The sequence below is a fragment of the Shewanella sp. H8 genome (assembly GCF_040285065.1).
Classification (GTDB): Bacteria; Pseudomonadota; Gammaproteobacteria; order Enterobacterales; family Shewanellaceae; genus Shewanella; species Shewanella polaris.
Genome location: NZ_CP157213.1, coordinates 4141906 through 4157158, shown reverse-complemented (window position 1 = coordinate 4157158; position 15253 = coordinate 4141906). Strand labels below are relative to the sequence as shown.

General features: G+C 40.2%; 12 protein-coding genes. 10 read left to right on the top strand and 2 right to left on the bottom strand.

All coding sequences use genetic code 11. The features are described from left to right. Together argS and priA are read right to left on the bottom strand one after the other, a co-directional pair. Positions 1-1746 carry an arginine--tRNA ligase gene (argS, locus tag ABIS04_RS18085; RefSeq protein WP_350431986.1) on the bottom strand — a complete coding sequence of 582 codons (1746 nt, stop codon included), beginning with the start codon at positions 1744-1746 and terminating at the stop codon, positions 1-3. A 181-nt stretch (positions 1747-1927) separates the two neighbouring features. Beyond that, positions 1928-4123, bottom strand: coding sequence for a primosomal protein N' (gene priA / locus ABIS04_RS18080; protein WP_350431985.1), 2196 nt, complete (start codon positions 4121-4123; stop codon positions 1928-1930). A gap of 81 nt (positions 4124-4204) precedes the next feature. Between priA and ABIS04_RS18075 the strand changes: the two genes are divergently transcribed. The 10 genes from ABIS04_RS18075 to mshL all read left to right on the top strand — a co-directional run bounded on the left by ABIS04_RS18075 (position 4205) and on the right by mshL (position 15221). Further along, complete coding sequence (locus ABIS04_RS18075; protein ID WP_350431984.1) at positions 4205-5014, top strand: FimV/HubP family polar landmark protein; 810 nt, start codon at positions 4205-4207, stop codon at positions 5012-5014. Positions 5015-5301: 287 nt separating this feature from the next. After that, complete coding sequence (locus tag ABIS04_RS18070; protein ID WP_350431983.1) at positions 5302-6528, top strand: FimV/HubP family polar landmark protein; 1227 nt, start codon at positions 5302-5304, stop codon at positions 6526-6528. Between the two features lie 139 nt (positions 6529-6667). Continuing rightward, positions 6668-6880 carry a 50S ribosomal protein L31 gene (rpmE, locus tag ABIS04_RS18065; protein WP_137224746.1) on the top strand — a complete coding sequence of 71 codons (213 nt, stop codon included), beginning with the start codon at positions 6668-6670 and terminating at the stop codon, positions 6878-6880. 578 nt (positions 6881-7458) lie between these two features. Then, positions 7459-8706 carry a malic enzyme-like NAD(P)-binding protein gene (locus ABIS04_RS18060; protein WP_350431982.1) on the top strand — a complete coding sequence of 416 codons (1248 nt, stop codon included), beginning with the start codon at positions 7459-7461 and terminating at the stop codon, positions 8704-8706. A gap of 190 nt (positions 8707-8896) precedes the next feature. Next, positions 8897-10807, top strand: a complete 1911-nt coding sequence (csrD, locus tag ABIS04_RS18055) for an RNase E specificity factor CsrD (RefSeq protein WP_350431981.1) — start codon at positions 8897-8899, stop codon at positions 10805-10807. A 276-nt stretch (positions 10808-11083) separates the two neighbouring features. Next, the gene (locus ABIS04_RS18050) at positions 11084-11965 is read left to right on the top strand and encodes a biogenesis protein MshI (RefSeq protein WP_350433471.1); all 882 of its coding nucleotides are present in this window, start codon (positions 11084-11086) and stop codon (positions 11963-11965) included. Between the two features lie 68 nt (positions 11966-12033). Continuing rightward, positions 12034-12582 (top strand): fimbrial assembly protein, encoded by a 549-nt coding sequence (locus tag ABIS04_RS18045; protein WP_350431980.1) that lies wholly within the window; start codon positions 12034-12036, stop codon positions 12580-12582. Continuing rightward, positions 12579-13235 carry an MSHA biogenesis protein MshJ gene (locus ABIS04_RS18040; protein WP_140235318.1) on the top strand — a complete coding sequence of 219 codons (657 nt, stop codon included), beginning with the start codon at positions 12579-12581 and terminating at the stop codon, positions 13233-13235. The genes ABIS04_RS18045 and ABIS04_RS18040 overlap by 4 nt, the downstream gene beginning before the upstream one ends. Beyond that, on the top strand, positions 13216-13539 hold the full coding sequence (locus ABIS04_RS18035) for an MSHA biogenesis protein MshK (protein WP_350431979.1): 324 nt from the start codon (positions 13216-13218) through the stop codon (positions 13537-13539). The genes ABIS04_RS18040 and ABIS04_RS18035 overlap by 20 nt, the downstream gene beginning before the upstream one ends. A gap of 17 nt (positions 13540-13556) precedes the next feature. Then, complete coding sequence (mshL, locus tag ABIS04_RS18030) at positions 13557-15221, top strand: pilus (MSHA type) biogenesis protein MshL (protein ID WP_350431977.1); 1665 nt, start codon at positions 13557-13559, stop codon at positions 15219-15221. The last annotated feature ends 32 nt before the right edge of the window (positions 15222-15253 follow it).

Here is a 15253-nt window from a genome sequence, read left to right as displayed (position 1 = left end):
TTACATCCGCTCTAGGGTTTCAATGCCGAGTAGCGACAAACCCGTTTTCAACGTTTTAGCTGTAAGTTGCGATAGCAACAAACGGCTTTGCTTTTGCGCTTCGGTTTCGGCAGCAAGCACAGGGCATGCTTCATAGAAGCTTGAAAATTCACTAGCAAGTTCATAAAGGTAACCACACAACACATGAGGCAAGCCTTTATCTGTCATACGGGTTAATACTTCACCAAATTGTGCCAGTTTTGTGCCTAAGTCTTTTTCTTTTTCATGTTCGAGCACTATCTTAGCCTGGCTAAGATCAATATCTGCTGCGCGTTTGAAAATACCTGCCACGCGGGTGTAGGCGTAAAGTAAGTAAGGTGCAGTATTACCTTCAAAACTCAACATCTGTTCAAAACTGAAAATATAATCACTGGTTCGGTTTTTAGATAGATCGGCATACTTAACAGAGCTGATGCCGACTACGCGAGCGATTTCAGTCAGTGTTTCTTGGTCCATATCTGGGTTTTTACTGCGAACCAGTTCAAGTGCGCGAACATCGGCTTCGTCAAGTAAATCAACTAATTTAACCACACCGCCTGAACGGGTTTTAAATGGACGACCATCTTCACCATTCATGGTGCCAAAGCCAGTGTGCTCCAGCAACATTTCAGGGCGAACAAATTTAGCCAATTTGGCAAGGCTAAACACTTGTTGGAAGTGTAAGGCTTGACGTAAATCGACAAAGTACATGGCGCGATCGGCTTTTAATACGTTTGAGCGGTAACGCATGGCGGCAAGATCTGACGTTGCATATAAGTAGCCACCATCCGCTTTTTGAATGATAACCGGTAGAGGCTCACCTTCTTTGGTGCGATATGCTTCTTGGAATACCACTTTAGCGCCATTGCTTTCACTTAACAGACCTTGGGCGTCTAAATCTTTAACCACTTGAGCTAGATCGGCATTGTAGGCGCTTTCGCCGTGAACATCGGCGCGGGTTAAGCTAACCCCTAAACGCTTATATACATCATGACAATGGCTTAAAGAGATGTCGTTAAATTCGCGCCATAGCTTATTGCAGTATTCATCACCTGATTGTAAAGCGACGACTAACTGACGGGCACGCGTAGCGAATTCAGTCGATTCGTCAAAACGTACTTTAGCGGCACGATAAAAACTCTCTAGGTCAGACAATTCCATCTTGGCTTGTTCGCCATTGGCGGCACGTAACTCTTCCATTAACGCCAGCAGCATACCAAATTGAGTGCCCCAGTCGCCTACGTGGTTTTGACGAATGACGTTATGGCCTAAATATTCAAGTGCGCGTACGACGCTGTCACCAATGATGGTTGAGCGTAAGTGGCCTACGTGCATTTCTTTGGCTAAGTTTGGCGAAGAATAATCGACAACGATAGTTTGTTTTGCGGGTAATACCACACCTAAATGGTCATCGTTTAGCGCTTGTTGTAGCTGGTTAGCTAGCGCATTGTCATCGATAAAAAAGTTAATAAAACCTGGGCCGGCGATTTCTACTTTGGCCACATAAGATGATGCAGGTAAGGTGTCGATGATCAGTTGTGCTAATTCGCGCGGGTTCTTTTTCGCTACTTTGGTCAGCATCATTGCAAGGTTAGTCGCTAAGTCACCATGACTTTTATCTTTAGTGCGATCGACCTGAATGCGAGCTTGAAAATCAGCCGGCACAATTCCTTGTTGTTTGAAGGATTCGATGGTTTGTTCTAGTAAAGATTCAATATGTGATTTCATGGGCGTTTGCTTGCACTAATTCGTTAAATGAATGACATGACGGAACCGCATATTTTAGCCGTTTATGGGGGGTAATTGCTATCTGCTTTGGCGGAAATATCGGTTTTTTATGCTGAATATTAATCTAAGTGAAGTTTATGGCAGCTTTAAGCTTGATAGGCTTGCCCGTAATACGGCTTAATTACATTAAATCCTGCGGGTCACGATCTATATTCCAACGGCATTTTTTACCTTCCGGTATTTGCTCTATTTGGCCTAATACTCGTTCAAATTCGGTTTGGAGACGTTGGCGGCTTTTAGCTTGGAGTATTAATTGACGTCGGTATTTTCCTGCTTTTCGATCAAGTGGCGCTGGAATTGGGCCTATCACTTCAAAGTCTTTATCTTGTGGTAATAGCTCACTCGTGCGCGTAAGGAAAGCATCGGCATTTTCAGCTAAATGTGATTCTGCACGAATTAATACCATGTGCCATGCAGGGGGTAATAATGCTTGCTGACGTTCTTTCAATTGGCTACGAGCGAACTCGCCATAACCGCGTTTGAGTAAGTCACGTAGAATAGGGTTATCACTTTGATGAGTTTGCAGGAGTACTTTGCCGGGTTTGTCTGCACGACCAGCACGACCTGATACTTGAGTGTATAACTGGCCGAAACGTTCAGGGGCACGAAAATCTGCACTAAACAAAGCACCATCGACATCAAGTAAGCCGACTAAGGTGACATCAGGAAAATGATGGCCTTTGGCTAACATTTGGGTACCAACCAAAATTTTATATTTCCCCATATGAATGCCTTGCAATTGTTGCTCGAGTGAACCCTTTCGGCGGGTAGTATCGCGGTCAATACGGACAACAGGATAATTGGGAAACAACTTTATTAATTCAAGTTCCAGCTGTTCGGTACCTAAACCATGACCCATTAACATGGTGCTGCCGCATTCGTGGCATTGACGTGGGATAGCGTATTGATTGCCGCAATGATGGCAACAAATTTCATTTAATCCTTGATGTACGGTGAAAAATGCATCGCAACGGTCGCATTCATGTAAATGGCCACATTCGTGGCAAAGCAAAGCAGGGGCAAATCCACGACGGTTTAAAAACAGCAGCACCTGATTACCCGCGTCAAGATGCATGCGCATTTCGTTAATCAATGATGTCGACAAGCCTGCTTTGAGTGGCTGCGAAGTAATATCGATAATACCTTGCTTAACTTTTTGGGCTGCACCTGCTCGTTCACTGAGTTCAAGGTGGTGATAACGTCCAGATAGTGCATTTTGTAAGGTTTCTAACGATGGAGTCGCTGAACCTAATACCACTTGAATATCTTCAAGATGACCGCGCATTACTGCTAAGTCTCTTGCGTGATAACGCACTCCTTCTTGTTGTTTAAAGCTACTGTCATGCTCTTCGTCGAGAATAATTAATCCAGGAAAGGCCATAGGAGTAAAAAGTGCTGAACGAGTGCCAATGATAATGGCCGCTTCACCCACACGAGCTTGGCGCCAAGCCTCAAGTCGTTGGTTGTCGGTGAGTCCTGAATGGATCACGGCAACGTTAACTTCGAAGCGACGTTTGAAACGATTAATGGTTTGCGGTGTTAAGCCTATTTCAGGCACGAGGATCAGTGCTTGCTTACCTTGTTTTAAAATAGTCTCAAGCAAGGTTAGGTAGACTTCGGTTTTACCTGAACCAGTAATGCCTTCTAATAAAGTGCAATGGAATCCTTGCTGTTGAGTGAGCACAGCAACAGCGACAGCTTGCTGCTTGTTGAGCTTATGAGGTGACTCATTCATGACCAATTGCTGACGCCAGCTTAAATCATGGCTAAGTTGCTTTTGCTGGCGTTCAATCCACTGCTTTTCTTCTAAGGCTTTTAACGCTGGCTTGCTTAATGCTTGGGTGGTGAACTCGTCTTGAGTTATAGGGTTTGCAAGTAATAACTGGAAAAGTTTTTTCTGTGCTGGGGCACGTTTGAGTACGCTTGGATCTGCATTGCGCCCTTGCTCACTTAAATGATATTCAATCACTGCTTGTGGTGTTGCTTCAAGGCCTTTTCTTAATGCAACAGGTAGTGCTTGGCTGAGCATTTGCCCTTGGGATGTAAAGTAGTATCTGGCTGCCCATAATGTTAATTTATATAGCGAATCAGGTAACAATGGGGCATCATCTAATACAGCGGTAACCGATTTTATTTGTTGCGGTGCTAAGTCACAGCTATCGGTGATAGCTGTAATTAAGCCGATGAGCTGTTGCGGTCCAAAAGGAACTTTAACTCGAAGGCCAATTTGTAATCCCGTTTGCTGTTCGTCTTTTACGCGATAACTAAAGTTTCTGCGTAATGGAACGGGTAAGGCAACTTCAACAAACACGGGCATAAGGCTTCATCATTTTCAATTCTATAGTGGATTGTGGATCAGTTTACCTCTAAGTGTCATCAAAGAGATAGGGCAACATATATGCGTAAAGGACTTATTGAGGCCATCATCTTAGCCTTTGGATTATTGGGTTATGTGACCACGGCAATGGCTCAAGTGAATCATGTCAGTATCAATAGTCGTCAATTTGAATTGAACAGTGTACCGCAAATGAAGGTGAATGTTGTGGCACAAATTGATGATGTGTCACGGTTAGGGTTCTATGTTCGTCAGCTAGATAATGGTAAATTTAAGCAGCAAAAATTGAGTGTGCAGATGATTAACCGCTTTTTACTGCAACTGGATGGTACTGATATCATTCGTGATAAAAATGCACAGCTGATTATTACCCAAGCCACACCATCTAAGGCAGTTATATTAGTCGTTGTGGCGGTTTTTGATGCGCCATATTCTTTTAAAAGTGCCAATTTAACCGCTCATACAAATAACCAACAATCATCAGCAGTTGCAGAAAATCCTGTAAAGAAATTGTCTGTTATATCTCAAAAAAATAAGCAAACATCACAACCATCGTCAACAACAGTAACACAAGCAATAGCATCGGTAGACGGAGCAACGCAGCAAGTAGATTGTTTAATTGAGCGAGATAATAGTGACACATTATGGCGTATAGCTAACCGTTACAAAGAGCAATGGCATACCAGCGTTTATGGTGCGATGTTAGCTATTTTTGAGGCTAATTTATCGGCTTTTTCCAAGCAAAGAATTCACTTATTATTAAAAGATGTTCCGTTACATTGCCCATCAACTGCTATTTTGTCTGAATACAATAATAAAGGAGTAGATAGAAAAGTATTTGAGGTCATCGAAGCAAAGCATGCGGCTAAATAAGTGTTATAACCATAATGAGTGATAAACAGTGCTGCTTAATCGGGTATTTACTTTTGTTTATCAGTAATTAGTTGCAGCTAGTTATGTTAGTTTATATAGTTGCGGTTGTTAATACTTATAATTTGCGCGATGAAAAGCTTAAAAAAGTAAACAATAATAATAAATTACCACCTGATGAGCTTAGGATGAGCATTTTATTTGCCAGTGTATAAGTGCATTTAACATCATTGTTTTTCAGCGTGTTTTACGCTGTGCTGAAGCAGTTTATAATCTAAAGGATTGATTTAATGAAAAGCTTTAAGGTGCTAGCAATATTAGCATTATTGGCAGTTGATAGTATTTCAATTGTCATTGCACAAATTAGCAATATCAGTATTGATACTATTCCATTTGAAAGCGGACAATCTCCTAAGTTAACAGTGAATATCATCACTGATCAGGATGATTTATCGCGGCTGACCTTTTATTTACGCCAAATTTATCAAGATAACATTGTGTTAGAAAAGCTTGATGTTGAACAGCGAGATGGTGATGTATTTGTCTTAAGTGGTACTGAAAAAATACGTGATCAAGATGCTGCACTCATTGTTTCTGAATATCGCAATGCTAAATGGTTACAATATTCACCTGTACCTTTATTTCCCCAAACCGTGACTCAAAGCCGACATCAACCTGTTGCGATAAAAACCATGAAGTCACCCTCTGTGGCATTATCGGCATCGAAACTTGATCCAACAAGTCGAAACACTACAGCCGCGCTAACGCAACAAAGATTAAATAATTGTAAGATTAGTCAGTTGCAAGATGATACGTTATGGAATATTGCTGTACGCTATCGTAAGCAATGGGGTTCCAATATTTATGGTGCAATGCTTGCTCTTTATCACACTAATCCATCAGCATTTTATCACGGCAAAATTCGGCTACTAAAACGAGGACGTTCATTAGATTGTCCATCTGTAGAAATGCTTTCAAATTATCAAAATGTAGCAGCCGACAAAACCACATTTGATAACTTAGTGGCTAGTCAACAAAGTCAGTCCCAAGCGGTGTCAACATCATTAATTAATCAATCTGTGTTACCAAAAGCTGCCATAACACATAAAGTAATCGATCCAATTGGCAATAAAGTGTCTGATAGTGATAAATTATTAGCGGCTAGTCATGAAACGAAAATATCATCTCAGCGAATCCAAGCCAATAATATCATCACAAAAACGGTAGACATACAGCGCGATAACAAAGACAAGATTTGTACTATTGATAAATCTCCCCAAGATACGTTATGGCGAATTGCTGAGCGTTATGCAGAGCAATGGCACAGCAATGTTTTTGGTGCAATGCTCGCGATTTATGATACAAATCCGAATGCATTTGCAAGCCATAAAATTTACTTACTGATGTCTGATCGCAGTTTGAAATGCCCATCTAAACCAATATTAATGCAATACCAAAGTCCTTCTAAAGCCCAAGCAACTTATGAAGCGTTAGAGCGTTTACATCGGAAATTGTAGTATCGTTTAGAAATTCTACTTGTTTGTCTATATGAGACCTTGTACTATATCGCGCCTATAACGTACCGTTATTAACTACATGTGGTGCTCAGCTTCGGGTTGGGAGAGCGACATGGCCTTCAATTTAAGGTAACTCCAAATGAAAAAAGATATACACCCAAATTACGCTGAAATTACTGCAACTTGTACTTGTGGTAACATCATCAAAGTAAACTCAACTGCAGGCAAAAACCTACACTTGGACGTATGTGGTGCATGTCACCCATTTTACACTGGTACTCAGAAAGTTGTTGATACTGGTGGTCGTATTGACAAGTTTAACAAGCGTTTTGGTATGGTTGGTAAAAAGTAATTGTAATTCAATTACTCTAGAAAGGCGCCTTTGGCGCCTTTTTTGTGTTCTAAATTTGAATAACTTCAGCTAGAGGTTGTTAACAATATTGAGCCGTTGTTTATTATGCTAGCTAACTGCGCTGAGTTGACTTAAAACGTGAGCTATTTTGATTTTAGGTTTATTTGCCCCATCTCTAATCCCGCTCCAAAGGTCAATAACCGTCAACGAGTATTGTGCTGAGAAGAAAACTAATTTTTTAGTAATAAACAATACCAAAAACCATAAAATCCACTTTATTGTAATTTAGACAAAATAAACTGTAAATAACGACTCCTACATCCGATTGCCAACCTAAATCTTGTTATATTCCTACATTTTTAACTTATTGATTTATATATATTCATGTTGGATTAGTTAGTTTTATAAAACGTAGCCTATGTTTTGGCTTGCAATGGGTTCTATTATTAAGTTTTTGATTTATATCGTCTCAGTATTAGCGTATTGTTGTTGAAATTTTCTATGGTGATCAAGTTCACAACTAATGTGTACTGTTGACCATATCTTTCTTCAATTTAGCGCATTTCAGGATGTATAAAATGTCAGATATTCGTCAACAAGCTCTCGACTATCATGAATTTCCAGTGCCAGGGAAAACGGCTGTTTGTCTAACAAAACCCGCTCAATCAAGCCATGACCTTGCTTTAGCATATAGTCCAGGCGTTGCGGAGCCTGTTAGAGAAATTGCATTGAATCCTGAAAATGCATATCGATATACCAATAAAGGTAATACCGTTGCGGTGATTACCAACGGCACGGCTATTTTGGGCTTGGGTAATTTAGGTCCATTAGCTTCTAAGCCTGTTATGGAAGGAAAATCACTGCTATTCAAGCGTTTTGCTAATATCGATTCAATTGATATTGAAGTAAAACACCGCACAACTGAAGACTTTATTAATACCGTTGAATCTATTGCTGATACCTTTGGCGGAATTAACTTAGAGGACATCAAGGCGCCTGAATGTTTTGAGATAGAACAAGAGCTCATTAAGCGATGTAATATACCCGTATTTCATGACGATCAACATGGTACTGCTATTGTGACTGCAGCAGGGATGTTAAACTCGCTCGAAATTCAGGGTAAAAAAATTGGTGATGCAGTATTTGTTTGTTTAGGTGCTGGTGCAGCTGCCATTGCGTGTATGACGATGATTGTTAAATGTGGTGCATTACGTGAAAATGTTTATATGCTCGACAGACAAGGTGTTATCCATACTCGTCGTGAAGATATCAATGAGTACAAAGCATTATTTGCCAATAATACTGACAAACGTACGTTGCAAGACGTGATTAAAGATGCCGATGTATTTTTAGGCTTGTCGGGAGCGAACTTATTAACCGCTGACGATATTGCGTTAATGGCGCCTAATCCTGTTATTTTTGCTTGTTCTAATCCAGATCCTGAAATTAGACCCGAATTAGCCCACAATATCCGCAAAGATTTAATTATGGGTACCGGTCGTAGTGATTATCCCAATCAAGTCAATAATGTATTGTGCTTTCCGTTTATTTTTAGAGGTGCACTAGATGTTCGTGCATCGGTGATTAATGACGAGATGAAGTTGGCTGCTGTATATGCAATCGCTAATCTTGCCAAGGAGCCGGTTCCTACTGAAGTGCTTGCTGCTTATCCTAACGTGTCATCTTTAAGCTTTGGTCCACAATATGTGTTGCCAAAACCAATGGATCCAAGATTGTTATCGATTGTTGCTCGCGCGGTGTCACAAGCGGCAATAGACTCCGGAGTGGCAAAAATAACCACATTGCCGACTGAATATCAGGTATAGAATATTGGAAATAGATAAATCGATTAGTTAATTCAAATATAGATGGGTTAGCGAGATTGCATTTCAACAAAAGGGGCTTTTGCCCCTTTTTTTATGGTGTCGGATAAAAGTCAATAAATCGCTTAGTGAAGTTGTGGAGTACAATCGTTATATTGGAGACATTAAATAAATCCAGCAGGATAGCGGATACATGAAACACACCAAGATCCTTACTAAAAAAATGACCAGCTTTTGGTTGCTTTCATTGGCCGCTGTTGCCTTTGTGTTTTTGTTGTGTGCGGTGATGGGGTTTACTCAATTAACCTATAATTTTCAGCAACAAAAAGTCGCTGAATTAGAGACCATGTTAGTCGAGGATTACCAGCAACATGGCAGCAATCAATTTTCAAGTTGGTTACCCCCATTATTGACAGCTTATAAAGCGGTCGATTTTTCTCTGTCTCATAAACACCAAGTCGTTTACCAATTTCATCGCGATCAAATCGATACCACTCAGAGCAACTTGACGGTATATCAAACCCAGTTGAACCCTGGTCAATTATCCATGAAGTTGGTTATGCCACCGCCTTTTTCTTTGTATGATTTAGGCTGGCATGAGCTGATAATTCTTTTTATCGGTTTTATTAGTATCGGGTTTTTTGTTCGCTTTGGTTATGGTTGGTATTCCAGAGAATTAGATGGAGTAGAGCAACTTGCACTGCGGAGCAAACTTATTTTAGACGGTAAATTAAAGCAAGCCGCCGAAGTGCCTACCAATGGTAAACCACGCATGATCAATCGTGCGCTCAGTAAATTACTCGCCGATCTGGATGATGCTCATAAAGAACGTGGTCGCTTAGATCAGTTTATTCGGAAAGATACTTTTTTAGATAAACAAACTCAAATTGGTAATCCTATATTTTTTCAAAACCGTCTAGATGCGCTAAGCCATGATCAAAAAATGATGGCTCATGGTGTATTGATGTTTATTGAGTTTGATGATGTTGATTTGGTTGAAAATGAATTCGGTGAAGGTGGCATGAAGGCGATGCTATCACTAACAACCGAAGCAATTACTGCAGCGTTAACTCAATATGAAGACAGTATTTTTGCCCGACGTAGTTATTCTCAATTAGCTATTGTCGTCCCACAATTATCGCTCATAGAAGCCGATCAGTTAGCCCAACGAATACTAAAAACTTGTCTCGCATTACCTTTTTATGGCATCGGTGATCCTGATAATTTTTTCCACTTAGGCTGTGCATTTTTTAAAACTGGCGATTTACAAATTCAACTTGTTGAAGAGGCTGAAATGGCACTTCGTGCTGCACAGCTGCAACGGGTTAATAACTGGTTTATGTATGATAAAGGCGCATTAGATGAAGAAATTGCCAAAGGTTCTGTCCGTTGGCGCAGCTTCCTAGAAAATACGCTAGTATCAAAACGTTTTTTTACCTTACAACAAGCGATTGTCGACAGTGATGATCAAATTCTACATTATGAAGTATTTAGTCGTGCTAGAGATTCACGGGGTAAGGATATACGCGCAACCTTGTTTATTCCAATGGCTAACAAATGTGGCTTGATGCCACAGATTGAACGGCAAATATTGGAGCAAGTGCTCTTCAGGCTAATGAATGATAATACACTCACTTATAGCATCAATTTAAGCCTCGATAGTTTAATCAGTAGAGCGTTTGTTCGTTGGATACAATCAACATTACTTGAGCATCGTCCTTTAGCTTCGCGGCTTATTTTCGAGGTGTCGGAAGACATCATTGTTAAAAATCAAAAGAATACCTTATTGCTTAAAACCTTAGATATGCTTAGGAAAATGGGGGCGAAATTGGCTGTCGATAATGTTGGGCAGTATGTTGTCGGGAGTCATTATATTCAAGAATATCATTTTGATTTAGTCAAACTACACCGTTCTATCGTACGACAAGTGCATCAACGACCGGAGAATCAACTATTTATTCGCAGCTTAATTGGTGGTCTTTATCGAGCGGAAGTAAAAGTGATTGCAGAAGGGGTTGAATGTTTCGAGGAGTGGCAAACGTTAAAAATTCTCGGGGTGAGTGCTGCACAGGGCGATTTCTTAGGGCAAAGATCTGAAGTTTAACGATTTTAGTGCTATGTTTGTTTTAATACACTAATGTTAAAGCTTATTTATCAATATATTAACTTTTATCTTAAATAAATATTCGGTATTTTATTGATTAGTTATAGAATCAACGCATTAGTACAACGTTTAATCGCGACATATTTTCCCAAAAATAACTATGGATTCCTAATTGAATCTCCTTGATGTGTTGAATTAATGATCCTGTTGATTTGATAATGTACCATTAGCCAGGAATCTAAAATAATTAATATGTTAGCGAATACGGGTCAAGCAATGGACAATGGTTTTTTGAGTAAACTAGCCTTTTGGCAGACTTCCAAATCTATGGGGGATTTAGGCGTATTTGTCGCCGATAATTGCCTGTGGGCGTACAAGCCAAAGCAAGACCATTCGGCAGCTGTTATTAGTCAGTTTTCAGTAAAGAAAAACGATTGGTATCAAGCTTTTGAAGCACTAAAGCATCAGTTTGGTCGAGTTAGAGTACAATTAGTGATGTCTCATCAATATTATCAGCTAGTACAAGCTGAAAAACCTAATGTTGAACCTACTGAAGTGACTCAAGCATTAATTTGGTCTGTTAAGGACATGGTGTCAGAGCCTGTCGCTAATATTCATCTGGATTATTTTGAGTCTAGCCTTATTCCTAGTTCAAAAGTGAATGTAGTGGTAAGTAGTCGTCAATTTTTAATGCAGTTAGCGGGTGCTTGTAATACTAGTGGATTAGAGGTTGCAGGGATAAGCATTGAAGAATTAGCGTTAAGCCATTTATTAGCTCACGATAACATGGCACATATGTTGGTTTCCCACCTACCACAACAGGAATTATTGTTACTGGTCGTTAAAGCGGGCGAAGTGTTAATGCAACGTCGAGTCAGAGGATTTAATCAACTGAATCAAGCGACGTTAGAAGAATTAAAGCTAGGTTTAGCCGATAATCTCAGCTTAGAGATTCAGCGGTCTATGGACTATTTTGAAAGCCAGTTACGTCAAGCTCCGGTGGCATCGATTAGTATTTTGGTTGAAGGCGATAGTGCATCATTGGCCAATCTTGTAGCGGCCAACTTTAATCAAAAAGTGACGGCGATTACTCATGATGGTGTATCGAGTTTACTCGCTCAGTTGGCACTGCAAGAATTAACGCGAGGTGAAGTGTGATAAAAACCGGCGTTAATTTATATACAGCAGATTTGTTGCCTAAAAAACAAAGGCTGACGTTTTCTAGAATGATAATCGCATTAGCCTTATTTATAGGGTGCAGTGCGCTACTTTATGGCGTAGGACTTTGGAATACCGATGAATTGCAGGTGCTCAACCAGCAGGAAAACAGCAAAAAGAATAGTTTAACTGAACAAAAAAATCAGTTAGAGCAACAGATTGCTGAACGTAAACCCGATGCTAAATTGGTAGCAAAGGTTGAGCTTGAGCGGCAACGTTTAGACCTTAATAAATTATTAAAAGATAAACTTAGTCAAATGGATATGCTAATTAGCCAAGGTTACTCGCCAATGTTGACCGATTTAGCTGCTGTTGCCGACAATAGTTTGTGGTTGAGCCATATAACAATAGAACAACAAAGCAATGACGTTCAGCGCATTGAATTTGAAGGCTATGGACGTAACCCACAAAGTATCCCCCTTTGGATAGATAAACTTAAAAACACAGCTACATTAAAAGGGTACGCGTTTTCGGCTATGACGATGGACCGCGGCGAAGCGCAACCGTTAGCATTTAAATTAATAAGCCAACCTAGTGCTAAGGAGTTAGCACAATGAAACAACAATGGTTGATATGGTCTGAAAAATTTAATGAATTAAGCCAGCGCGAACGAGTATTGATTGCTGTTGCTTTATTCGTAGTAGCGGGAATGTTGTTGTTTATGCCTTTTGAATCACTTTGGAAACAACAGCAAAGTGTGAAAAATCAATTAAAAGGGCTACAGCAAGAAAATTCGATTTCCATGCAACAAGTGGCACTCTATGAAGAGCGATTGCAGCTAGATCCTAATCAGGATTACCAACAGCGATTACAATTAATTACTGAGCAGATGCAATTGATCGATGCCGATTTAACCGACCAAATGGTTGATATGGTGCCAGCTGATTATATGCCAACGTTATTAGCCAATTTGTTAGGTAATGTGAAAGGAGTGTCGCTCATTTCATTTGCCTCAATTGCTCCTCAAGCCTTATTGCAAGTTGGAGATGCTGATAAAATTAATCTCTATCGTCACGGTATTAAGTTAACCTTACAAGGTGATTACTTTTCTATTTTAGCGTTTATTAAGGCCGTCGAAAGTATGCCTGATAAATTGTATTGGAAGCGGCTGGACTATCGTGTAGACGTTCATCCTGATGCCTTAGTTGAATTAGAACTTTACACACTGAGTGTGAATAAGGACTTTATCAGTGTTGCAAAACAAAATTAACACAATGGCATTTGCAGTGAGCCTAATGATGCTGCTAATGTCCGCGACTAATGCACAAACTTTACGTGATCCTACCTTGCCTAGCCAGGGGTTTCTTGCTGTAAAGGCCCTTGATGATAATCAAGCTTTAGTGCTAAACAGTATTGTTAACGGTCAACATTCCTATGCAATTATCAATAATATCATTCTGTCGGTGGGTGATGCAGTTAACGGTAGTGGCTTGCGAGTATCAAAAATTAGTAAAGATTATGTTACCTTGTCAGATGGAAGAAAACTTCAACTATTTCAGTCGATAACAGAGTGATAGGATAAGAATAAAAAATGAATGTGATTAAATATGTTACTCCTCTGATGTCGCTGTGCTTAGTTGCTTGCCAAACAACAGATAGACCCGATCCACAAGCTGCAAAAACGGCTTTGAATGAGTCAAGACAACAAGTTGATATCCCTCAAGCTATTACGCCCCCTCTAGCGGCGATGCCGGAAGATGTTCAGCGTGAGCTCAATGGTAGTAATATATTGGGTCCATCAGCAAGAGCCATACCTGCGGAGCGTCGTTTTGATGTGTCTGCAAATGAAGTGGATGCCAGAGTCTTTTTCCCCAGTTTAGTGAAAGATACCCCATTAAGTATTGCGGTACATCCTGATGTTCAAGGTAAAATATCGTTATCTTTAAAAGCAGTCACTCTGTCAGAAGCTATACAAGTAGTGGAAGATATTTATGGTTACGAAGTTAATCGTGAAGGACGTATTTTACGGGTATTCCCATCGGGTATGAGAACCGAAACATTTCCGTTGAATTATATCTACATGCAACGCGAAGGCTTGTCATTAACGTCAGTTAGCTCTGGACGAATTTCAGATCAAAACAGTAATTCAAGTAGTGGAAATAGTAATAGCAATAACAACAATAGCTCTAGCAATAATAGTAGTAGCGACAGTAATTCGAACAGTAGTGACAATACCAATGGTACATTTATTCGTTCAACGACTAAAACAGATTTTTGGGGTGAATTACAAGCAACATTAACATCCATTATGGGTGAAACGGGTGGTGGTCGACAAGTTGTGGTGACGCCTCAAGCGGGTTTAGTCACTGTTAGGGCCTTCCCTGATGAGTTACGTCAAATTCGTAGTTTTTTACAAATAGCAGAAAGTCATTTACAACGCCAAGTGATTTTAGAAGCGAAAATTATAGAGGTCACCTTATCTGACGGTTACCAGCAAGGGATCCAGTGGGAAAATGTTTTAGGTCATGCTGGCAGTACCAATATTAATTTCAGTACCTCAGCAGGACAAGGATTAAGCAATGCCATTACAACCGCTATTGGCGGCGTAACCTCAATAAACTTCAGCGGAACTGATTTTAGTAGCATTATCAATTTGCTAGATACTCAAGGCGATGTCGATGTACTTTCAAGCCCGCGAGTGACGGCTTCTAATAACCAAAAAGCGGTGATTAAAGTCGGTAATGATGAGTATTTCGTGACCGATGTGTCTTCAACGACAGTGTCTGGCACAACGACAGTTACCACTCCACAAGTTGAGTTAACCCCATTTTTCTCCGGTATTGCATTAGATGTAACCCCTCAGATCGACGAACATGGCAATGTGATATTGCACGTCCATCCTTCAGTCATCGATGTGACCTCGCAAACCAAAGAAATTACCATCAGTGACTCAACGTTGGAATTACCTTTAGCGCAAAGCGAGATCCGTGAATCTGATACTGTGATCCGAGCCGCATCTGGTGATGTCGTCGTTATTGGCGGATTAATGAAAAGCGAGAATATTGAAACGGTTTCCAAGGTTCCATTATTGGGTGATATTCCATTTTTGGGCGAAGCCTTTACTAGTCGTACTAAATCTAAGCAGAAAACCGAACTGATTATTATGTTAAAACCAACGGTTGTCGGTGGTGATACATGGAAGGATGAATTAAAACGTTCACAGGATTTAATTGAACGTTGGTATCCTTCTAAGTAGTGGCAGTTGATAACGACAGTTGGCATAGGATA